This window comes from Neobacillus sp. NPDC058068, from assembly GCF_042885335.1.
In the GTDB taxonomy this organism is placed as follows: domain Bacteria; phylum Bacillota; class Bacilli; order Bacillales; family Cytobacillaceae; genus Neobacillus.
The window spans coordinates 194,407-215,920 of record NZ_JBHVSI010000001.1 but is presented as its reverse complement, the minus strand read 5'-3'; the positions used below and the strand labels follow the sequence as shown (position 1 = coordinate 215,920).

General features: G+C 40.9%; 19 protein-coding genes. 5 read left to right on the top strand and 14 right to left on the bottom strand.

Features of this window, described 5'->3' with window-relative positions; translation table 11 throughout:
- Positions 1-344 precede the first annotated feature (344 nt).
- The 3 genes from ACFVSW_RS01000 to ACFVSW_RS00990 form a co-directional block, all read right to left on the bottom strand.
- Positions 345-839, bottom strand: a complete 495-nt coding sequence (locus ACFVSW_RS01000; protein ID WP_387311208.1) for an aminodeoxychorismate lyase — start codon at positions 837-839, stop codon at positions 345-347.
- Positions 829-1,209 (bottom strand): hypothetical protein, encoded by a 381-nt coding sequence (locus ACFVSW_RS00995; RefSeq protein WP_387311648.1) that lies wholly within the window; start codon positions 1,207-1,209, stop codon positions 829-831. The genes ACFVSW_RS01000 and ACFVSW_RS00995 overlap by 11 nt, the downstream gene beginning before the upstream one ends.
- Before the next feature lie 192 nt (positions 1,210-1,401).
- Positions 1,402-1,893, bottom strand: coding sequence for a hypothetical protein (locus ACFVSW_RS00990; protein WP_387311206.1), 492 nt, complete (start codon positions 1,891-1,893; stop codon positions 1,402-1,404).
- A gap of 380 nt (positions 1,894-2,273) precedes the next feature.
- Between ACFVSW_RS00990 and ACFVSW_RS00985 the strand changes: the two genes are divergently transcribed.
- On the top strand, positions 2,274-3,284 hold the full coding sequence (locus ACFVSW_RS00985) for a 2-oxoacid:ferredoxin oxidoreductase subunit gamma family protein (protein WP_387311205.1): 1,011 nt from the start codon (positions 2,274-2,276) through the stop codon (positions 3,282-3,284).
- A gap of 18 nt (positions 3,285-3,302) precedes the next feature.
- A complete protein-coding gene (locus tag ACFVSW_RS00980) occupies positions 3,303-5,615 on the top strand; it encodes a thiamine pyrophosphate-dependent enzyme (RefSeq protein ID WP_387311203.1) in 2,313 nt (770 codons plus the stop codon).
- Positions 5,616-6,198: 583 nt separating this feature from the next.
- On the opposite strand, the gene ACFVSW_RS00975 is transcribed toward ACFVSW_RS00980, so the two are convergent.
- From ACFVSW_RS00975 to ACFVSW_RS00960, 4 genes are read right to left on the bottom strand one after another with little or no spacing between them, the layout of a single operon-like run.
- Positions 6,199-6,684 carry a nitroreductase family protein gene (locus tag ACFVSW_RS00975; RefSeq protein WP_387311201.1) on the bottom strand — a complete coding sequence of 162 codons (486 nt, stop codon included), beginning with the start codon at positions 6,682-6,684 and terminating at the stop codon, positions 6,199-6,201.
- 2 nt (positions 6,685-6,686) lie between these two features.
- Positions 6,687-7,322: a hypothetical protein gene (locus tag ACFVSW_RS00970; RefSeq protein ID WP_387311199.1), complete on the bottom strand. Its 636-nt coding sequence runs from the start codon at positions 7,320-7,322 to the stop codon at positions 6,687-6,689.
- A gap of 13 nt (positions 7,323-7,335) precedes the next feature.
- A complete protein-coding gene (locus tag ACFVSW_RS00965) occupies positions 7,336-8,286 on the bottom strand; it encodes a carbohydrate kinase family protein (RefSeq protein ID WP_387311197.1) in 951 nt (316 codons plus the stop codon).
- Positions 8,287-8,302: 16 nt separating this feature from the next.
- On the bottom strand, positions 8,303-8,734 hold the full coding sequence (locus ACFVSW_RS00960) for a MarR family winged helix-turn-helix transcriptional regulator (protein ID WP_387311196.1): 432 nt from the start codon (positions 8,732-8,734) through the stop codon (positions 8,303-8,305).
- A 274-nt stretch (positions 8,735-9,008) separates the two neighbouring features.
- Between ACFVSW_RS00960 and ACFVSW_RS00955 the strand changes: the two genes are divergently transcribed.
- Entirely contained in the window at positions 9,009-9,464 is a 456-nt protein-coding gene (locus ACFVSW_RS00955) for a CBS domain-containing protein (RefSeq protein WP_387311193.1), read from the top strand.
- A 65-nt stretch (positions 9,465-9,529) separates the two neighbouring features.
- A complete protein-coding gene (locus ACFVSW_RS00950) occupies positions 9,530-10,774 on the top strand; it encodes an MFS transporter (RefSeq protein WP_387311191.1) in 1,245 nt (414 codons plus the stop codon).
- 37 nt (positions 10,775-10,811) lie between these two features.
- Here the strand turns inward: ACFVSW_RS00950 and ACFVSW_RS00945 are convergent, their stop codons facing one another.
- From ACFVSW_RS00945 to ACFVSW_RS00930, 4 genes are all read right to left on the bottom strand, one after another.
- Positions 10,812-11,717 carry a TIGR01777 family oxidoreductase gene (locus tag ACFVSW_RS00945; RefSeq protein ID WP_387311190.1) on the bottom strand — a complete coding sequence of 302 codons (906 nt, stop codon included), beginning with the start codon at positions 11,715-11,717 and terminating at the stop codon, positions 10,812-10,814.
- A gap of 209 nt (positions 11,718-11,926) precedes the next feature.
- Positions 11,927-12,640, bottom strand: a complete 714-nt coding sequence (locus tag ACFVSW_RS00940; RefSeq protein ID WP_387311188.1) for a DUF2161 domain-containing phosphodiesterase — start codon at positions 12,638-12,640, stop codon at positions 11,927-11,929.
- A gap of 109 nt (positions 12,641-12,749) precedes the next feature.
- On the bottom strand, positions 12,750-14,219 hold the full coding sequence (locus ACFVSW_RS00935) for a protein adenylyltransferase SelO (RefSeq protein WP_387311186.1): 1,470 nt from the start codon (positions 14,217-14,219) through the stop codon (positions 12,750-12,752).
- Between the two features lie 384 nt (positions 14,220-14,603).
- Positions 14,604-16,985, bottom strand: coding sequence for a polyprenyl synthetase family protein (locus ACFVSW_RS00930; protein ID WP_387311184.1), 2,382 nt, complete (start codon positions 16,983-16,985; stop codon positions 14,604-14,606).
- A gap of 541 nt (positions 16,986-17,526) precedes the next feature.
- Between ACFVSW_RS00930 and ACFVSW_RS00925 the strand changes: the two genes are divergently transcribed.
- Positions 17,527-18,348, top strand: coding sequence for an RMD1 family protein (locus ACFVSW_RS00925; protein ID WP_387311182.1), 822 nt, complete (start codon positions 17,527-17,529; stop codon positions 18,346-18,348).
- Between the two features lie 86 nt (positions 18,349-18,434).
- Here ACFVSW_RS00925 and ACFVSW_RS00920 read toward each other — a convergent pair whose 3' ends face one another.
- From ACFVSW_RS00920 to ACFVSW_RS00910, 3 genes are all read right to left on the bottom strand, one after another.
- Complete coding sequence (locus ACFVSW_RS00920; protein WP_387311180.1) at positions 18,435-18,845, bottom strand: hypothetical protein; 411 nt, start codon at positions 18,843-18,845, stop codon at positions 18,435-18,437.
- Positions 18,846-18,976: 131 nt separating this feature from the next.
- Complete coding sequence (locus ACFVSW_RS00915; RefSeq protein ID WP_387311178.1) at positions 18,977-20,050, bottom strand: NAD(P)H-dependent flavin oxidoreductase; 1,074 nt, start codon at positions 20,048-20,050, stop codon at positions 18,977-18,979.
- Between the two features lie 125 nt (positions 20,051-20,175).
- Positions 20,176-21,474: an MFS transporter gene (locus tag ACFVSW_RS00910; RefSeq protein WP_387311176.1), complete on the bottom strand. Its 1,299-nt coding sequence runs from the start codon at positions 21,472-21,474 to the stop codon at positions 20,176-20,178.
- Positions 21,475-21,514: the final 40 nt, after the last annotated feature.

Genomic DNA, 21,514 nt, shown 5'->3' with positions numbered 1-21,514 from the left:
TCCCTAGTTTCTCTTAACAAGAATGAAAGGTATGATACAAATGCATGAATTTATTTTTAGGAAAGATGAATGAAGTCGAACTTTATGCTCAATTATGTCGTGGATTTCAGTAGATGCTTAATGTGTTTGTTCAATTATGACTGAATATTCAGGGGGGTTAAACACGGTCAAAGAACAACTTGAGGAGCTAAAGATGAGTGAGTGGTATCGATATGATATGCTTAAAAAATACTCCGATTTTCTTATATAGATACCCGGAGCTTTCGTTTAAATTTAAAGATGCCTGCCCCCGCCGCTTTATAGCTTTACAACACCGGGGGACAGGCATCTCTATTTACTTTTGTTTACTTAAAAATAGTAGTGATCATTTGATCGGTAGACATTTCACTATCAACTACATAGACACCAGGGCGCAAATTTTTATCTAGCCCTTTTTTCTCTACATCCATTGAGAAGTTAAATCCATTCGGAATCAAATTGGCTTTTTCTAGGCTTTTTCCGACATCGATACTGGTCATACCATCGGATACATTGACGACGACCCGTGTTACCTCTTTAGCAGGCTTTTTGTCATCAGCCGGAGCTTCTTTTTGGACAGATGCCTTCGCCGCCTTCATATTCTTGTCATATTCAGCTTTCGATTGAACAACATAGCCTTTCGTTTCAAGCTTTTGTTTCATTTCTTTTTCAGTTGATTGAACCTTAACCGTTTTTTGGTTATTGGATATTTTGGCAGCTGTTTTTGGCGCATCACCTGTACTAGAAAAGTAAACAATTCCAGAAATAGTTGTTGCAATAAGGATTCCTGCTGCAAAGCTGCTTAATAAGTTAATTCTCATTGGCAACTTTTCTCCCTTCATCCTTTATTTTCTGAAAAGGAGCCAACCTCTGTTCAATTTCACTTTCTGATACTTGTTTTTGTTTTGCGATACTTTCGATCGAGTAATTGCGTTTATATAAGTCTAGTATTTCACGCATGAAAACCTTTTCTTCTGAAGAAAGGTGAATCCCTGCTTCCTTCATTACCACTTCTATATCAATCTCAATATTCCGAATTGATTCTTTTAGGACATTGATTTCTTTCATAGTGGATATATGAATCACGTCAATTTGATTATGTTCCATTTTAGCCACTTGAGTAGATTTTAATATAGAAATTATCAGTAATAAAACGGATATCACAAACAATCCGCCAAAAGTCCATACCATCAAAATAATTTCCTCCTTCATATATATAACAAGTACTAATTATACATCCAAAACGAATTTTTTTCGCTTTTAATTTTAAAAATGCGTAATAAGTCGGAGGAACTTTACAAATTTTGTGGATTTAGGAAATCATTTTTCCCATTGGAAGATTAATTTGAAAAAGCACCCCAAAGAGTGCTTTGGATTAGCTATTCAGCTTTTCCAATAATCAGAAATGAATGCTTGGAATATTTCATTTAATGCTCCCTTTTTTTGAGATTTTAACCATTCAACCTGGTCAATTGGCAGTTTTAATTTTAAACTAACTTCTTCAATCGGCATTTCCACTTTTCTAATTTCTTCTATTGTTATGCCTTCTTCTATATTCGGAAACCAAGTATCATGTTCGTTCACTTTATCAAAATCATCATACTCTTGAATGTCATTAAGTTCGCAGAATAAATTAAGCTGCGGCAATCCGCCTGACAGGATTTTTAGGTGCATAATTGAATTTATCAATCTACCATCTTCTAACTCAATCTCCATAATCAGGTTTTCAAACTTTTTATATTTTTTTACAACAATTTCACTAACAATAATATCCAATTCCAAGGTAAATCCCGAGCTTGATTCAAAAATATAGATGGCACTTTTAAAAACATGAATACTTTCACCATCGATTTTTATACTTTTTATTCCAACCATAAACCGTTCCCCCATACAGCTTTGTGATTCATTTTAAACAAACACATATTGGATTAATTATATCTCTTTATAAGTTTTTTGCTACAGTTTTCTAGGGTTTAATAGAAAAAGACCGAATATTATATCTGTTGTCTAAGATTCCTTTGTTGTTATACAACATTTAAAATCTGTACTACATCACATTGTGGTTTTTAATAAACTAAAACATTAAAATTTTTTTAAAAGTGTTAAAATACAGGGTTTTAAGGCTTTTGTTAATTTTCCCCTTAATAATCTGTTGTCATTGATTTTGTATCCTGTTACAATAAAAATGGATAATTTATAGAAAATTTATAAAATTCCAATTGTTAAACTGATTTAAACAGATAGGAGGAATACGTTTGTCAAAACTGCCGAAAACCAATGAATTAGGTTTTTTTGAAATTCGCCTTGAATCAATCGGCGGATTGGGAGCTAATTTAGCTGGAAAAATGCTTTCCGAAGATGGAGTTGTTGGAAACGGACTAAACGGAGTCGGTTTTTCATCTTACGGATCAGAGAAAAAAGGCTCTCCAGTAAAAGCACATATTCGTTTTTGCGAACCTGAAACAAACATCAGAGACACGACACCCATTGAACGCCCACATGTAGTAGGGATTTTCCATGATGCCCTTTTTAAAACCATCGATTGTACAAGCGGGGTTTACCCTGACAGCAACATCTTAGTGAATTCACAAAAATCCCCTGACGAACTTAAGACGTTAATGAAAATTACTGGTGGAACAATCGCCATAGTTGATGCAACCGGAATTGCTTTAGAAGAACAAACAAAAGCCAACACGGCAATGTTGGGAGCGCTTTATCGAATCATAGGCTTCTTAGATCCAGAATCAATGAAACAAACGATTCGCCGTACATTCGAGAAAAAGTATCCACACCTTGTTGAACCAAATATTCGGACGTTTGACCGCGGATACAATGAAGTCGAATTCAAAACCTATTTGGTTGATGATGGGTACGAACCACAACCATTTATGAGAGCTGAACCGCTGCTAGGCTATCAAACCCAAGCGATTGGCGGGACCATTACAAATCCAGGGAACAGCATGTTAAAGGATTTAAGCATTTCTCGTGCCGGGATGCTGCCGCATTTTCACGAAGAAAAATGTATTAATTGTGCTGCTTGTGATACTGCCTGCCCTGACTTTTGCTTTGTTTGGGAAGAAAAAGCAGACAAACGCGGCCGGCCGCAAATGTTCCTGCAAGGGATTGACTACCAATATTGCAAAGGCTGCTTGAAATGCGTCACAGCATGCCCTGTTGAAGCATTATCAGGCGAAAGAGAATATAATGACGGTTATGCCGACAAGAACCGTGTGCCTCATTTATATGATTTGGCAACATCAATTTAAGGAAAGGGCGGGATCTTCATGTCCATTAATTTAGAACAAGAAAAGGGATCGATAAAAACAGGGTCCATTGAACAAACTGTTGTTTTTGAATCAGGCAATGAAATGGCTGCCTATGCAGCACATCAAATTAATTATCATGTTATGGGCTATTTTCCGATTTCCCCTTCTACTGAAGTCGCCCAGTTCCTCGATGGGATGAAGGCCAAAGGAGAACATGATATCGTGTTAATTCCTGCTGATGGTGAACACGGATCCGCCGGCATTTGTTACGGGGCATCAACTGGCGGTGGACGTGTGTTTAACGCAACCAGTGCCAATGGGTTTCTCTATATGTTAGAGCAGCTGCCTGTTCAATCCGGAACTAGATTCCCGATGGTATTGAATTTGGTCAACCGCTCCGTCTCGGGACCGTTAAATATTCACGGAGATCATTCCGATTTATATTTCGCGTTAAATACTGGATGGCCCATCTTGATGGCCCGTGACCCGCAAATCGTCTATGATATGAACTTGATTGCTATTAAACTAGCAGAAGATCCTGAAGTTCGTCTTCCAGTGATTGTATCATTCGACGGCTACTTCACCTCCCATCAAAAGCGACGGGTCCAGGTGTTGAAAAATAAACAAGATGTTCATACGTTTATCGGCGATCCTCCGAGGAACTTCCCTCATGCGCTAGATCGCGAGAATCCGGTCACAATTGGCCCTTATATGAATGAACCTGATTATATTAATAACTGCTATCAACAATCGGAAGCCATGTATAATGCAGAGCAAGTCTTCGAGAGAATTTCGAAGGAATATACAGAATTAACAGGCCGGGAATATCCAGTCCTTGATTTATATCGTATGGATGATGCTGAAGTTGCGGTATTTATGCTAAACTCTGCCGCTGAAGTTTGTAAAGACGTAGCCGACAAGCTCCGCTCACAAGGGATTAAAGCCGGGGTCATCTCTCCTAATATGATTCGCCCCTTCCCGCAAGCAAAATTAGCAGAAGCATTGAAAAATGCGAAAGCGGTTACGGTTGGGGACAGGGCCGACTCGTACGGAGCACATGGCGGAAACATGGCCCTTGAATTAAGAGCGGCGCTGCAAACCGTTGGAAATGTCAGCACAAAGGTGATTAACCGCATCTACGGATTAGGCGGTAAAGATTTTTATGCCGATGATGCAGAACACTTTTTCCAGTTAGCACAAGAAGCAGCGGAAACTAGCTTTGTTGAAAAGGGATTTGACTACTTCGGACATAATCCCGGCAGACCAGAATTCGCACCTAAGCGTGTCTTAAATCCAATGAAAAAAGAAGATTTGAATACCGGATTAATCACCGTCACTCCTGATGAAAATACAGGTGAACTAAAGGTGAAAATCCCGCCGCTTAGGAGCTTAACGAAAAAGCCAAAACGGTTAGCTTCCGGACACGGAGCATGTCCAGGATGTGGCATTTTCTCAGGGCTCGAGTTGTTTTTTAAAGGAATTGAAGGTGATATTGTCGCGCTATTCCATACCGGCTGTGCGATGGTCGTGACAACCGGCTTTCCATACAGCGCCCATAAAGCGACTTACATCCACAATCTCTTCCAAAATGGCTCGGCGACGTTATCGGGTCTGGTGGAAATGTTCCATGAACGAAAACGGCGCGGTGAATTGGCTGAACTGGGCTTAAGCGATGATTTTACCTTTGTCATGGTTACGGGTGACGGCGGCATGGATATTGGCATGGGGCCAGCCATCGGAACCGCACTGCGCAACCATAAAATGATTATCCTTGAATACGATAACGAAGGCTACATGAACACGGGCAGCCAGCTCTCCTATTCGACACCGATGGGACATATGACGAGCACCTCAAATGTTGGCTCCTTCCAGAACGGAAAGCCGTTCCATCATAAGGATACAGCGCAAATCATGGCAGCTACTCATATTCCGTACGTTTTTACGGGCACAGAAGCGTTTGACCGCGACCTATTAAAGAAAGCGGCAAAAGCCCAATGGTATGCTAATAATGAAGGCCTGGTTTACGGGAAAATTTTGATTACCTGCCCATTGAACTGGAAGTCGAAGGATGAATTAGGCCAGACAATTGTTGAGGCTGCCGTTAATTCCAACTTCTTCCCGCTCTATGAGGTGGAACGCGGAATCACGACGATTACCTATGATCCTGAGGCTAAAAATAAACGGTTAGCCGTAACGGAGTGGCTGAAGTTGATGGGGAAAACAAAGCATATGCTAAAAGAAGACAGTCAAGCCATGCTGCAAATGTTTGATGATGAGGTCGAACGCCGTTGGAACCGGCTAAAAGCGAAGCACGAAAGTCCTTATCTTTAAGGGTAACTATGGTTATAAGAGATTGAGAGATTAACTGTTACGGTCGCCAATAGGGGTTATTGGCGACCGTTTTCTAAATTTTTGGCGGTTTTCGGTCACGTAGAACTTCTCTCGCGAAGGACAATTCCCTCTTACTTTTCACTCGAAATGTCCTTCGGCACCCTCACGAAGGACAAATACCTCTTACTTTTTACTCGAAATGTCCTTCGGCACCCTCACGAGGGACAAATACCTCTTATTTTTCACTCTAAATGTCCTTCGGCACCCTCACGAGGGACAAATACCTCTTATTTTTCACTCGAAATGTCCTTCGGCACCCTCACGAAGGACAAATACCTCTTAATTTCACTCGAAATGTCCTTCGGCAAGTCACGAAGGACAATTCCCTCTTACTTTTCACTCGAAATTTCCTTCGGCGCCCTCTCTATGTGACCGGTCTCCTGCTTTTTTACTGTTTGCGGTCACATAGAACCTCTCTACGTGACCTTTCACTAGCTTTTTTAAGGTCTATTAAAGACATTTCCAAGGTATAGCCAGCGAGTTGTGTCCTTAAGTACGGACGGTTGTTGAATTGAATCAATGTTTAAGGTAAATATTTGATTTTATTTTCAATCGGAGTTCGTGGTTTAGGGTCTGGTATCATCTCAGGATATCCAACAGCAAGAACACCAAGCAAATCATAGTTATCAGGCACGTTTAGAATTGCACGTTTTTGTCCTGTTATCCCAATCGACGACCAAAATGTCCCTACTCCCTCGGTCCATGCAGCTAAATTAAAATTTTGGATAAAGCAGGCTGTTGCTGCGGCATTTTCTTCGGTTTCAACTTTAGAAGCCCCGTGCCTTGATAACACCGCCATTAAAGTAGGCGCGTTGCCAAAATTTGTTTTATGATTTAATTTTCCTCTTGTTTCTGCTCCAATAAAATAAATTTCCCACGGTTCAGTCATTCGGTGATTGGGTGCCATTGCAGCCGCATCTAACCAGATTTTAATTATGGTTTCATCGACCTGATCCGTCTTAAAATTTTTTATATTCCGGCGTGATTTAATCAAATCAATCATATTCATATCTAGCTTCCTCTCATTTGTTCAGAAGGGTTTGTTTCGCACAGAACCCCTTTCTGATGTAGTAAAGTTCGAATTTGTTCAAGTTGTGCAGAATTTCCTATCACAAGGAAATTCGAGTGAAATAGATTCCTTTTCACGTGAATTGTCAATTTATAGGCATTGTTTACCTTCTTAACTAGACCATATAAGGCATGCCATCGGACGATTTGCTCAGTCTCATAATTTTTAATTTGACTGTAGGTAAAATATTTTCCATTTAGAACGATCCCTTTTGGCAAAATAAATAGATTCCCGCGATGCCGAATTGAGCTAATGATGGCGAAAAACAAATAGGCCAAACTAAAATAGGAAGAGTCTATCCAATTGGTAGTAAGGACAATCACCAAAAGGGCTGTTAATAAAATTAGAGCTGCAACCGTTCCACATATTACATATCGATAGGACTTCGTGTTTTTTGTCAGGGGCTCCATCTGTTTCCATTCATTTGGAATAATGATGCCCGCAAACTCACTCTCATTCATTGGATAAAGAGCATCTTTTGAGAGCTCCGCTGCTTTTTTCAAATTGAAAAGATTTCGGATTAAATAATAAATTCCACTTAAAAAAATTGCAGTAAATAAGATAGTAGTTAGTATCAATGATATGTCCTTCCTATAAACCATTCTTCTGGAATTGTTTTTTCAACTCTCTCATATCAAAATTGGCGGTCAAGGACCCAAATTCCGTTGTCACGGCAGCACCTGCATGATTGGCAAAATGAATGTATTCAGTTAACTGGGAAGGTTCTGCTGGCTTCCCTTTTTCATGAAAGCAATATAAAATCGCAGCCATAAAAGCATCACCTGCACCTGTAGTGTCAATCGCATTTACTTGCACACCAGGAACATCTACTCTGGTCCCATTATAAACAGCAAATGCACCATTACCTCCCATTGTTACAAATAAATAAGGAATCTTCCATTGATATGCTTTCTCCAGCCCAGCCTCTATTGATTTGGTTTCCGTTAAAAACAGTAACTCATCTTCAGCAAATTTAACAATATCAGCATTCTTAATAATTGAGCAAACAATTTGACGACAATGGTTCTCACTCTCCCAGCGCTTTAACCTTAGATTTGCATCAAATGCAACCAACATCTCGGATTCCTTAGCATATTTTAGCCCTGTTTCTGTTGTCTTTTTGGCTATTTCATGAAAAAGTGTTCCAGAACCGAAATAAAAGATTTTTGCCAGTTCAAAAAGTTCCTTTTTCAACTGGTTTTCTATTAATACCTCATCTGGGGTCTCGTTTATGTAAGAGTAAAAATAGCGCTCGCTGGATTCATAAATATGAACATATACGCCACAAATCTTTTTGCTGGGGGTGCGGACACAAAATTCAGTATTGATCCTTTCTTTTTTTAATTCTTGTTCTACAAAATGGCTGATTTCATCGGTGCCTAATTTACATAAATAATAGGTGGGAATCCCGAGTCGACTTGTTCCAGCTGCCAAATTGACGGTTGCGCCTCCCAACAGCTGCTGGTATTTTGTGTTCGTTTGGTCTGTGGAAATAAAATCTACAAATGCTTCTCCTAGTGAAATGACACCTTTCTTATCCAACTTGCCCCTCGCTCTCTTACTGCTCTTGAATCGCAGATTGATTAAATTTTTTCAAAAGTTCTCCAAATACTCTGCTTTCTTCTTCAGACCAACTTTCCAAAACTTCAACAATTCTCGTCAATCGTTCACGCTTGTTTTCAGTATATTCCTTTTTTCCCAATTCCGTAATTTCGAGAGAGTATGCTCTCCCATCTAGTGGATCTGGAATTCTGTACACATATCCTTTTTGTTCAAGTGCTGCAGTTTGCCTGCTAACTGTGGAAATATCCAATTGGAATTCACCGGCCAAAGCCTTTACCCCCGCTGCCCCATTGGAGATTATTTGGTGTAGTAATAAATAGGCAGATCGGTCAAGATTGCCGAATTTTTTATGGGATGAAATTGACGTGGTCCGGCGAATCAAGATGGCCAGTTCCAGTTCAATCATTTCCAACACATGTTCATTCATGTTATATCTTCCTCACTGTTAACCGTATTTTCTAGACTTATGATAGCATAATCACTATAAACTTTGAAATCACTTGGTATTGCTGCAGGTAGCAATTGTATCATTGCCTGCACTATAAATTCCTTGTGATTTCGCAATAATTCGAGTTCAAAATGGAAACGCTGTACTTTAAAAACAGTATTGACATCGCAGAAAATGGTTGTATAATACAATTACATAGTTTCATCATACAACTTTTTGAAAAAGAAGGAAATTTATTATTGGGGGATTTAATATGCTCGCACATGAAATCATGATTAGCCAAGTCCATAAGGTGAAGGAAACTGACACAGTCCGTTCCGTTATTGAAAAATTTATTGAGTATCATATCAGCGGACTTCCCGTGGTTAACGACAGAAATGAAATTATTGCCTTCTTAAGTGATGGGGATATTATGCGTTACATCGGTAAACATGATGACCGAATTGTGGATGCTATCTACTATACATTCGTGATAAAGGGAGATAACGAAGATTTCCAGGAACGAGAACAAAAACTATTGAATTTAAATGTGCTTGAAATTGCCAATAAAAAGGTTATCAAAGTCGCCTGGGATGAGAAATTGGAGAACATTGCTGCGATTCTAGGAAAAAGACAAATTAAAAAACTTCCTGTCGAACGGAATGGGGTATTGGTCGGAATAATAAGCCGCGGCGATGTCATCAGACATTCCTTTAAATCCCTGCTGTGAAAGTGGCACTGTTCACATCTTGATAGTTTTTCTGAAAAAATTTTATTCAGAAGAGGAGAAAAGATATGTCAACTAGATCACAATCTGTGCCTGCAGCTCAGGCAAAAGCACTTACTGCAACCGAAGGAAATACGAGTCTTCTAACGCAGCCTAAAGCAGTTTGGGCCGTCTTTTTTGCATGTATTATCGCTTTCATGGGGCTTGGTCTTGTTGACCCGATTTTACCGGCAATAGCTAAACAATTAGACGCCTCTCAGAGTGAGGTAACATTGCTTTTCACCAGCTACAACGCAGTAATGGCCGTGGCAATGCTTATTACCGGTGCTATTTCGTCAAGACTTGGAGTCAAGTGGACGCTCCTGACTGGTATTATCATTATTGCATTATTTTCAGCCCTTGGCGGGGCTTCGAATAATATCTGGGCACTCGTCGGTCTCCGCGGAGGCTGGGGTCTCGGCAATGCCCTGTTTGTCGCTACCTCACTTGCCGCAATTGTCTCCCTTTCAAATAGCGGAACTGCAAAAGCCATTATATTATATGAAGCCGCAATTGGACTTGGCATTTCCGTTGGACCACTGCTTGGCGGCTGGTTAGGCGGCATGTCATGGAGAGGCCCGTTTCTTGGAGTGGCAACATTGATGGTGATTGCCTTCATTGGCCTTTCGATATTAATGCCAAAATCAAATTCCAATGCGACTGTAAAAACCAAAACATCCTTACTAGATCCATTCCGTGCTTTAAAACACCGTTCGCTTTTAACATTCGGAATAGCAGCAGCCCTTTACAACTTTGGATTCTTCACCCTGCTTGCTTTCGCACCTTTCGTATTGGGATTAGACGAACATGGATTAGGTTTTGTATTCCTGGGTTGGGGGTTATTGCTCGCCGTTACTTCTGTTTTCATGGCGCCAAAACTTCAACAAGCGTTCGGAACCATTAAATCCATGTGTCTTATGTTAATCTTATTTGCTCTCCTTCTCCTAGTAATGGGGATCTGGACGTCAACTCAATGGGTCCTTATCACCGCGGTTATTCTAGCTGGAGCTTTATTAGGAAATAATAATACGTTGATTACAACGGCCGTTATGAACTCGGCCCCTGTTGAACGCTCAACAGCATCTGCAGCGTATAGCTTCCTGCGGTTCCTTGGCGGAGCGATTGCGCCATTTCTAGCAGGTAAATTGGCTGAGTGGTACAACCCGCATGTTCCCTTTATTGTTGGCGCAGCGTTTGTACTTATTTCCGTGCTATTTATTGGCATGAACCATAAACATGTGAAGCACGTTGATCAAGCTGGTGCTGGCCATTGATATCAATTAAGGATCTGCGATGAAGCAGATCCTTTTTTCAATTTTTTATAAGTAAATCTTCTAAAGCAGTGCGGAGTGAGGGGAACATAAATTCAAACCCTTCTTCTAATAACACCTGTGGAATAACATGCTGCCCTTCAAGAACAAGTGTACTTTTTTGTCCTAGGACCATTTTCATGGCAAATGAAGGGACTGGAAGCCAGTGAGGACGATGTAAAACAGAACCAATGGTCTTACCTAAATCCTTCATCTGGATTGGAGACGGCGAAGTGACATTAACAGGTCCACTTAATTTGTCATGCTCAATGGCAAAGTGAATAGCACGTACAACATCCATGACATGTACCCATGAAACCCACTGCTCACCCGAACCAACGGTCCCACCGACGAACAATTTATAGGGAAGTGCCATGAGGGGAAGTGCACCGCCGTCATTGCCAAGCACAACTCCGAATCTCATTAAGATGACACGAATTCCAAGTGTTTCTGCTTGTTTCGCTTTGTTCTCCCAGTCAAATACCGTCTTACCGAGAAAATCATTTGCCGTTTCTGTTGAATTTTCTGTATATATTGTGTTTATGGATGTAGGGTAAATGCCGATTGCACTAGCATTAATTAGTACAGAAGGCTTGTCAGGCAATGCTGCGATTATTCTTAATAACTCGTCTGTTGCTTTCATCCGACTGTTGTAAATTTGTTTCTGATGGTTTGTATTCCATCTGCCATCGTTTATTGAAACACCTGCTAAATTAATAAATACATCAGCATTTTTAATTTCTTTTTCCGGAGAAGTGCCTTCCTCAAGCCACTTAACGTTCGTCACATTCCCAGCAGACTGTTTATCCTTCCTTGTTAAAATCACAATTTGATGTCTGGCGCTTAGAAGGATGTCAGTCAATTTCTGGCCGATAAATCCTGAACCACCAGCAATAACAATCTTCATCCTTCCCTCTCCAATCCTGATACAAAGCTATTTATTTTCAGATTCAATAAAAAAGTCATACGAAGTAGCGAACAAACGACTCAAAATATTTAACTCCAAACTTTTAAGTCCTTTTCTGTAAATATGTTAACTTCCACTTTTTCCGGTAATACGTCTATAAATTCCTCATTCAAGTCTATAGCTAATATCTTTCATCTGTAACCTTTTACCTATTTTTCCAAATAATAACCCATAAGATCCGGGTACGCCTTTATCTCTTGTATCCCCTTCTCACTAATTACATAGGTACCTCGTTTGATTCTTTCAAACCATCCATAATAGTTTTTAGTTATAATCGTGGAGGTTTTCTCGCCAGTTCCCATTTGAATTAACGACTTGGGGGATAATGGACCTGATTTTTGAAGATAACAGGCAATTTGGATAGAATTTTCTTTATAGGCCGTCATGATTTTTGTTCGATTACTACCACCCACATTGAAGTCCGCACTCCGACCATTGATTTCTTTCATTATCGCTGCTCTCTTTTGCTTGCTCTGACCGATACTTTTACGGCGATTAAACGGAGTAGGATGAAAAATTATTTCTGCTTTTGCATACTTCCCTGAATATGAAACAACAATCAATCCCAACTCCAGCCTTCTAACTAAATGGCATTTATCTACCCATTGCCTAGAATTTAATCGATATTTTGGTTTTGGTATCGCAATGTAAACTTGATCCGTTAACCGTTGCCGTTTTGCAGCCTGGATTAGCAGGTCCACACTTAAGGTGAGCTTTAATTCAATAATAACCAACTCATCCCCTTTTACTGCAGCGATATCACAATCTTTAACTTCCCCATATACCTCATACTCTTCACCTAAAAAATACGTCTGAATTGGCTTGTATAAATCTACTTCTAGCAACTTTTTCATTTCCTTCATATGTCATCACCACGGAACAAGGGGACAGGCTTTTTGTCCCACAGAATATCTATAGAGTTAAACAAATCTAATTGAATGTGGAACACTGTGTCTGTCCCCATGACCCTTTTCATGTTCCGCAAAACGTCCGGTAAGGTTGGATTGATGGCGCTGGAAGTGTCGAGTAAACAGCCTGTTCGCTCGTGTGCGCGAAGGGGCTTGAAAGAACTTCAAGAAGCTTCTCCATCACGCTATAATCTCCATGCTGCACTGCCGCTTCAAGTGCCTCTTCTACCCGGTGATTCCGTGGGATTAGCGCCGGATTGCTGTTTTGCATCAACTGAATCGAAGAGTCTTTCGATTCCTGCTGTCTTTCTTTCCTTGCCTGCCACTGTTCATTCCACTGAGCAAATTCCGGAGTTCCAAACAGGGCGATATCCTCATATCTTTCAAAGGTTAATGCGTGGAAGGTATTGGTATAGTCCGCACGATACTTCTGCATCATAGTGAGAAGGGTTTCAAATAGGGATTCGTCCTCTGCCTCTGCATTAAATATTCCCAGTTTCGCCCTCATTCCAGCGAGCCAATTACTCTTATACAGCTCCATATAATCTGAAATCGCAGCCTGCGCAAGTTTAACAGCCTGTTCCTGATCATCATGCAACAGCGGCAAAAGGGTTTCGGCAAAGCGTGCGAGATTCCACCCGCCTATATACGGCTGATTGCCATAGGCATAGCGGCCATGCCTGTCAATGGAACTGAATACCGTTTCCGGGTTGTATTCATCCATAAAGGCGCATGGACCATAATCAATGGTTTCACCACTAATTGCCATGTTGTCAGTATTCATCACCCCGTGGATAAAACCAACTAGCTGCCATTTGGCGATTAACATAGCCTGACGCTTGATCACTTCCTGAAGCAGTGAAAGATATCGACTCTCATCAGCTTCAACATCTGGATAATGACGCTTAAGTGTATAGTCAGCCAAGACCCTTAGTTCCTCATCTGTGCCCCATTTTGCAACGTATTGAAAGGTGGCGACACGCAGATGACTAGCAGCCACACGGGTCAGAATCGCACCAGGAAGTTCGGTTTCGCGGATTACTGACTCACCGGTTGTCACCACTGCTAGACCGCGGGTGGTAGGGATCCCAAGCGCATGCATCGCTTCGCTGATGATGTATTCGCGCAGCATCGGTCCAAGCGCCGCCCGTCCATCTCCTCCGCGGGAGTACGGTGTTCTGCCTGGACCCTTGAGCTGAATATCAACCCGCTCACCTGTGGGAGTAATCTGCTCGCCAAGCAGTATAGCCCTGCCGTCGCCTAACATCGTAAAGTGCCCATATTGATGTCCCGCGTAAGCTTGAGCAAGCGGCAAACCGCCTTCCGGAATTTGGTTCCCGGCAAAAACAGCTGCGCCATCTTCACCTTGTAAAGCCTCTTCGTTCAACCCCAAGGATGCTGCTAACGGATAATTGAAAATAATCAAATTCGGCGAGCTTACAGCAGTTGGGTTGACGCTGGAAAAAAATGATTTCGGTAAACGTGAATAACTGTTATCGAAGTTCCACCCTGGATCTTTTATTTCTTTTGTCATCGTATCTCCTTTTCTTCTTTTGATCATTCATGCTGGGATTTAATTATTTTATTTCAAATGCTTTATCTTACTCTAATTAATATATCATTATTATCCATTAATAAACTCATTTAACTGTGTCTATTTGCTTAGCTGCTTCATCAATTTTAGGCTGTGTTAAAAGTGAATGTTGATTTCCGTTCCAGGCGCGAGCGGTTCGCGGGGCGGGCGGTGAGCCTCCTCGGCGCTAAAGCGCCTGCGGGGTCTCACCTGTCCCGCTGCTCCCGCAGGAGTCTCGCGCCTACCACTCCAATCAACATTGTGCTCAAAATCAACAATGTTCTTTAACACAGCCTATTTTTAAAGTCCTTTTATTCAACCTGAATTTTTAGATAGCACAAATGTTTAATGGTCCCGGTTCACAATATAATTCAATAAATGCTTCAAAAAAGTCGTCTTTAGCTGCACCTCTTGCAATGCTTCCATGGCAGAACAGTAATGTTCCCACATCGCCTTTCTGGCACCTTCCAGACCTAGGATTGACACAAAGGTTGAATTTTTGTTTTCAGCATCTTTACCAATCGGTTTTCCTAGTTTGAACAGTTCTCCTTCAACATCAAGCAAATCATCCTTTATCTGAAAAGCAATGCCGGTATGGTAAGCATATTTTTTCAAAGCTCTTATTTCCAATTCGTTTGTCTGTGCAAGAATCGCAGGCATGATAAGTGAAGCTTCGAAACCGATTCCAGTTTTATTAAAGCACATCAAATTCAATTGTTCCAGTGTCAATGGTTTCCCTTTAGAATCCAAGTCCATCGCCTGTCCATTACACATATCCGCTGTCATTTGCGCTGAATAATGAATTAACTTCATCACCGTTTTTGAATCGAACTGGTCAAGAGATGCTTGTTCCTCAGTAGCCTTCTGGGTCAGAAAGAGAGCGGTTAATTCTGCGATGGCAATATTATACGTCTTATGCAGGGTTGGACGCCCTCTGCGAATGGACGCATTATCCTGTGATGGCAGATCATCGAAGATTAGTGAGGCGGTATGCATATATTCCAAAGATTTCAGAAGCGGCTCGATTGAAGAGCTTTTTAATCCGTATTCATTAACGCCCATGACCCAGGCAACGATAGGACGGAGTCGCTTTCCATCTCCTTTTAAACTGTAATTTGCCGCATCAATGATGGGCTCTAACATCAAAGGGTTATGATCGTTTTTAGGGATAGGCAAGACGTGGTTAATCTGATTACGGACCATCTCAATCGTATCTAAAAATTCTTCTTGCTCTTTCCGTTCATTTTTCAGAATGGTCATCATATGGTCACGAAGCAATTTATCAAAGAAATCCACATTATCCGCTTTTCGAACCATTTTTTCGATGATCCGATTGAATTGCAGATTTCTTGGAGCAAACAACTCCATCACTTCATTGTATTTTTTTGTTCCGATTCGTTCTTTAAAACGTTTTAATCCATTTATGGCACGACCCAACATCACCTCACTCGTCTTGGGATCTGAGTGATAGACATTATGGATTAAATTGTAAATGACCGTCCAGTATAATTCAAAGGGGTTAATAAGATCGGGACGCTTTCGATGGTGTTTCAGATAATAGGTATAGGGTGTCACAGCGCCATCCTTCAAGTCATCAAACATATCAGCAAAGTCATCTGCCAGCTGGTTGTAAATGCCATATAAGAATGTTCGGTTGTAAAAGCCCTCATCCTCAGGAGCACTGAGTACCGAACGGGCAATCAATCTTGATGAAGAGGATTTTAATATGATTGGGATATAAAGCTCTTCATTGGTGTACTTTCCATAGGATAGATCCTTTACACGGTCTACTTCCTGGGAATGAAAAAACACATAGGCTTGCTCGAAAAATTTCCTTCTTGACTCCGGCCGCTGGTGTCCTTTAATGTACTCAAATGCCTCCCGAAGTTCCTTATGAATATATCGGATCAGGTTTGTGTTACTGCCAGTCCACTTGCCCAATTTCGGCACAGTTCCTGTGATAAGGGCAGTCCGTATCAAATCAGAATATTGTTTTTTCTCATTAGCGGACAAAACGTCTGAATCCAGAAGATCGTCAATGAAGGGATATGTCAGACCATAGGCATAGCCTAACCTAATTGCTTTATCTAGTTTGTGAGTCCGTTCTTCGGCAGATATCTCCGAACCCATCTCTTCAAACTCGTGCAAAAGTACTCCGGCAATGATTTTAATAAGTTTTCGCTGAGCTTGTTCTGCATACATCCCCTTTGGAATATTGGAGGAAACAGTCTTCAGTTTGTCGAATACCCAGATTATCGTTGATTCAACACTTTCCTTCTGAGCCCATCGGTACAACCGGGCCATACTAAACGACTCAGTTTTATCTCCCCGGTCCGTTGTCAAATGATTCTTTAAACTGTCAACAACACGCCGGATTCTTTTTTGTGTGTCAGATGAGTCAAGTCCTTTTCCCAGGTCCCGCATGAAAATATAGGAGATGCTTCGCTCCAGGTAATTATCTAATTTGCCTGTGTAATCTAGCCATTTAATATAATTATGATACTCGCGAGAATCGCGTTTTCCCTTTCCACGTGTAAAAAAGGATAATAAGGAAGGATGATGAATATGGTTCTGTTTCCAAGATAGAAAATCTTTTGTCAGGGAAGGAACATAGGTCTTCTGTGAGACCAGCTCATAAAGTACGCGGAAATAATCAGCAGCCTTCTCCTCAGCCAGCCGGTAGCATGCATCAGCATTTTTTACTAACTCCTCATTCATCCTGTACATACAATACCTCTGCTTCATATTTTCTTAAAAACTATCAAAATATATTTAAATATAAGCAATAAATACCATCTTTATTACAAAAAAGAAAAAGGAAAAAGGGTGTCAGGCACCATGTAAATTTTTCACATGGTGCCCAGACAATAGTTTTACCTCTTTCCATAAAAGCCCATAAAGTGACTTTTCAAATTTTCTTTTCCGATGTCAAATTGGAAATAAAAACAAATGTGAAGGGGAAAAAGAATGGATAATAAAGATTCGTTACGAAGATATGATATTGATTGGTTAAGAATTTTTGCAATCTTGCTACTATTCCCGTTTCATTCTGCCAGAGTTTTTGATTATTGGGACCCTTTTTATCTGGATAAAAACTAAAAAAACCACACCATTACTTAATCAAGATCAAAATACGACAGTTTAAAAATAAGCAAACATTGTCATTCTAATCCAGATCTTCTCATAGAAATAATAGTAGTAAGAGATTGATAGAAATTGTTATTTTTCTACTTGCAACGTAAATATTTCGCTGGAAAGAGTGATTAGAATGACTCCTATCCATTTTAAGGCATTTGCGATTACGAATGAAATTGATTTAAACAAAATTGCCATTCAATGTGGCATTCCTAAAAAGTTTACTTGGGAACAGCCCTTGATCCTAAAAGGCAATATTCTCCAAACCATCCTCCAAAAAAAGCTGGACGACTCACAAATGGTGATGGTTTTTTCCTTTGGCAGCGTTGTCTTTATTAATCACTCGCACACCGATGAGATAACCTGCTTTTTGAAATACCTTCATTCCTTTGAACAGGATATTGATATCAAAAATACTAATAGATATACCGACGATTACAGTCTTCATATCAAAGAAACCGAAAATATTGAGTTAACAGACGAATATATTGTGGTTCCGGAATATGAGGTTTATTTCCCGGAGTTGATTTCTACTGTCCTTGCCAAATCGGTGGCACTTGAGAAAACAGAGGAGCAGCTCGGAAAAATCCATGATAAACTCGAAACGATGATTGACCGGCTGGAAAAAGGCAGACTGAGAATTGGCAATAAAGAACTGGCGAGGACGACCGCGAAAATCGTCCGCCACGAATACAACACGCTTGCGTATATCATGATTTTAGATAAACCTGATATTACATGGACGAGCAGTACGGCAAACGAATTTTACGACAAGATGGTCGAGTTTTTTGAATTAAATGACAGATATATCATTTTGAAAAATAAAACAGATATTTTATATAATATCATGAATGGTTTTTCCACCATTAGTCATTCCATCCGTGGACTCTTCGTGGAATGGATTATCGTCTTACTCATCCTCTTCGAGATCATTCTGACGATTATAAAATACTAGTAAAAATGGGGTGAGTCCCCCGGCGCTATAAAGCTTTATCGCACTGGTGGACTTACCTCTAAAGTAAGAGGCCAGTCCACTGTGTTTTATGGAACTAAGGGAATTATTTTTGCTGATTCCTCTTCAAGTACATGAATTCCTCCAATTACTTCATAAGCTGAGCCAATTGATACTAGCAAATCTCCTGTGATAGCGAGTTTTTGTTCTTGGATAAGTTTTACTAAATCTGTTTCTCTTAATTGTCTTGATACAGATACAGCCTCAAGTATTTGTCCAATTGTCCTAATCCAAACACCTGTTAATATTTGTTTTTCGCCTATTGCATTTGCATCTTCCTCTAAATGAAAAAGTTCTGATAAACCTTTAAGTTCAATAATCTGCCCCAAAACTTGGACCCAAAGCCCGAATGAAACCTCTTTTTCTAGTTGTAAAATTTTTTTGCTTTTATTAACATTTAAATCTTTTTCGTTTTGGTTCATATGCTTTGGATTATCCATTCTTACCAACCCCAGAACTCATTTTTGCTTTATTTTATGTAAAACAAATGCAATTGTGTATTCCAAAATTGAGGTCATTCCCCCTGCGCTGTATGGCTTTATCCCGTCGGGGGAATGAACCCTTAGGTAATTTATTTACTAGAAAGTATTCGGTCTGCACCTGTTACTAGCTTTCTTATTAAGTTTTCAGCAGTTATTTCGTTTAGTAATAGTCTTGTAGCCTGCCCAGCCCATAGCGACATATAGTCGGGATTATTGTGAAAAGCTGCTGCCCTGCGAATGTCACTGGTCAACGTGTTTTGGGTTGGGAAGTCGGCAGGAGGTATTTTTGCATCTTGGTAGGCTTTTATAAAAGCATTTTTAATTCCTCTAGCCGGACGGCCAGAAAAGACTTTGGTAATAACCGTGCTTTCTTCTGTACTATTGATTAGTGCTTGTTTATATACTGGATGAGCACCAGACTCTATAGTAGTTAAGAATGCCGTTCCCATTTGAACAGCTTGTGCCCCTAATGCTAATGCTGCAACAATGCCGCGGCTATCCATGATTCCGCCTGCAGCCACCACTGGTACCGAAACAGCATCCACTACCTGGGGGACAAGGGAAAAGGTTCCGATTGCAGCTCCAAGAGTATCTTTTTCGATTTCAAATGTTCCTCGATGACCGCCGGCGTCACTCCCCTGGGCGATGATGATATCTGCGCCCTCATTTTCTGCCAGTTGAGCTTCTCGAACAGTCGTTATCATCGTTGTAACTGTTATTCCCTGTTTCTTGGCTGCTGCCATTTTATCCGGGGGAAGAACACCGAAAGCGGTAGACAGTACTGGTACTTTTTCTTCCAAAAGGATTTCAAATTGTTTATCAAAAAAGTTGTTTGTTATCACCTGCTGATCCAAATACTTTAAACCTAACTTTTCTCGAATCGGATTCAGTACCTGCTGAGACTCTTCTACTCCTTCATATTGATCTTGCCAATTGGTACAAAATAAATTCACGGCAAATGGCTTTGTAGTCCTCTCTTTTATTTGTCTGATCGCCTTTCTTATCTCATCTGGTTTCATATAGGCCGCACCTAAGGTTCCTAAACCGCCAGCATTAGAAACATTGACAACCAAATCCACGGTTGTTGGGCCTCCAGCCATTCCAGCTTGAATAATCGGATAGGAAATACCCAGTATTTCGCATAGTTCTGTGTTTAGCCGCATAAACAACTTCCTTTCAATCTTTTATATTTCGATGTGGACACAGGGAAAGGGTTTTTTCCCACTGCAAATCTACCAATAAAGAGTTAATCAATAATAATTTATGGAGGGACACCGTGCCTTTCCCTTCATTTATGTCGGGACCATAAAACAACCGGAATCAGCAATAGTGAAAAGATTCCTCCTGCAAGTGAGAGTGTTGCATAACTTGATTGGGCAACAACCATCCCCGAAAGTGCTCCCCCTGTCGCTCCTGCTAATGCAATCAAAACATCTACAGAGCCCTGCGTTTTGGCGCGAGTTGAGGGAAGGGTTGCGTCTACGATGAGTGCTGTGCCGCAAATCAAACCGAAGTTCCAGCCGAGCCCAAGCAAAGCAAGAGCGATGATGAGAAACAGCATGGAATCAGCGGGTGCAAGAGCGGCAAAAACACCGGCTGCAAGAAGCGTGGCACCAGCAGCAATAGCCATTGCCGTCCTGCCAATTTTATCAACGAGAATTCCAGTCACGAAGGATGGCTGATACATGAAGGCCACATGAATGCTGATGACCATTCCTACCTCACTCAAACCATGTCCATGATGCCTCATGTGGACGGGTGTCATCGTCATAATGCCAACCATAACCATTTGAGTCAAAATCATGAGTACTGTTCCAACAACGATACCCCGCCCCTCTAATCTTTGAGTGTCGCTGGACTTCTCAATTGTAAAATCTTCCTTTTCCCTTCTTTTCACTACTGCAATGCCGTTAGCTACCAGAAGAGGATCAGGACGAAGAAAAAATAAGTGTACCAAACCGGCTAGAATGAATGCTGTGGCAGCCAATATGAAAGGGCCGGCTAAAGCTGGAACACCGATTGACGCAGCAAATCCCCCCATGACATCAACCAGGTTTGGACCTGCAACAGCTCCAAACGTGGTTGAAGCCATGGCAATACTAATGGCTGTAGCCCGCTGTTTCGTATTGGCCATGTCGGTACCAGCATAACGAGCTTGGAGGTTGGTTGCTGAACCAGCTCCATAGATTAATAGAGAGACAAAGAGCAATAGAAGATTATTAGTCAATGCCGCAATCACAACTCCGATGGCGCCAATACCGCCAGTCAGGAATCCTGCAGCAAGTCCAAACCGACGTCCATATCGTTGAGAAAGCCGCCCTACAAAGTAGGCTGCTGCTGCAGAACCTAAAGTGAACAATGCAGTAGGAATGCCGGCAAATCGATCCGTACCTAGCATATCTTGAGCAATCAGTGCCCCGACCGTAATTCCCGCAGCAAGTCCGGCACCACCAAAAATTTGTGAAATAACTACAACCATCAACGTCCGTTTATATAACTGCCCTTGTTTTTCGGGAGAATCAATGTAATTTTGTATCCAATCCGGTTGACTTTCTAAAGCTTTTGACTCATCAGCTGTATGGGACAAACAATCAGTCCGCCTTTCCTTTTAAAAATAGATGTTCTAA

Coding starts and splice junctions, on each gene's coding strand:
- ACFVSW_RS00980 (WP_387311203.1), top strand. CDS start 3,303: ATGTCCATTAATTTAGAACAAGAAAAGGGATCGATAAAAACAGGGTCC.
- ACFVSW_RS00990 (WP_387311206.1), bottom strand. CDS start 1,893: ATGGTTGGAATAAAAAGTATAAAAATCGATGGTGAAAGTATTCATGTT.
- ACFVSW_RS01000 (WP_387311208.1), bottom strand. CDS start 839: ATGAGAATTAACTTATTAAGCAGCTTTGCAGCAGGAATCCTTATTGCA.
- ACFVSW_RS00925 (WP_387311182.1), top strand. CDS start 17,527: ATGACTCCTATCCATTTTAAGGCATTTGCGATTACGAATGAAATTGAT.
- ACFVSW_RS00945 (WP_387311190.1), bottom strand. CDS start 11,717: ATGAAGATTGTTATTGCTGGTGGTTCAGGATTTATCGGCCAGAAATTG.
- ACFVSW_RS00915 (WP_387311178.1), bottom strand. CDS start 20,050: ATGCGGCTAAACACAGAACTATGCGAAATACTGGGTATTTCCTATCCG.
- ACFVSW_RS00935 (WP_387311186.1), bottom strand. CDS start 14,219: ATGACAAAAGAAATAAAAGATCCAGGGTGGAACTTCGATAACAGTTAT.
- ACFVSW_RS00930 (WP_387311184.1), bottom strand. CDS start 16,985: ATGTACAGGATGAATGAGGAGTTAGTAAAAAATGCTGATGCATGCTAC.
- ACFVSW_RS00960 (WP_387311196.1), bottom strand. CDS start 8,734: ATGAATGAACATGTGTTGGAAATGATTGAACTGGAACTGGCCATCTTG.
- ACFVSW_RS00950 (WP_387311191.1), top strand. CDS start 9,530: ATGTCAACTAGATCACAATCTGTGCCTGCAGCTCAGGCAAAAGCACTT.
- ACFVSW_RS00920 (WP_387311180.1), bottom strand. CDS start 18,845: ATGGATAATCCAAAGCATATGAACCAAAACGAAAAAGATTTAAATGTT.
- ACFVSW_RS00995 (WP_387311648.1), bottom strand. CDS start 1,209: ATGGTATGGACTTTTGGCGGATTGTTTGTGATATCCGTTTTATTACTG.
- ACFVSW_RS00940 (WP_387311188.1), bottom strand. CDS start 12,640: ATGAAGGAAATGAAAAAGTTGCTAGAAGTAGATTTATACAAGCCAATT.
- ACFVSW_RS00975 (WP_387311201.1), bottom strand. CDS start 6,684: ATGAATATGATTGATTTGATTAAATCACGCCGGAATATAAAAAATTTT.
- ACFVSW_RS00955 (WP_387311193.1), top strand. CDS start 9,009: ATGCTCGCACATGAAATCATGATTAGCCAAGTCCATAAGGTGAAGGAA.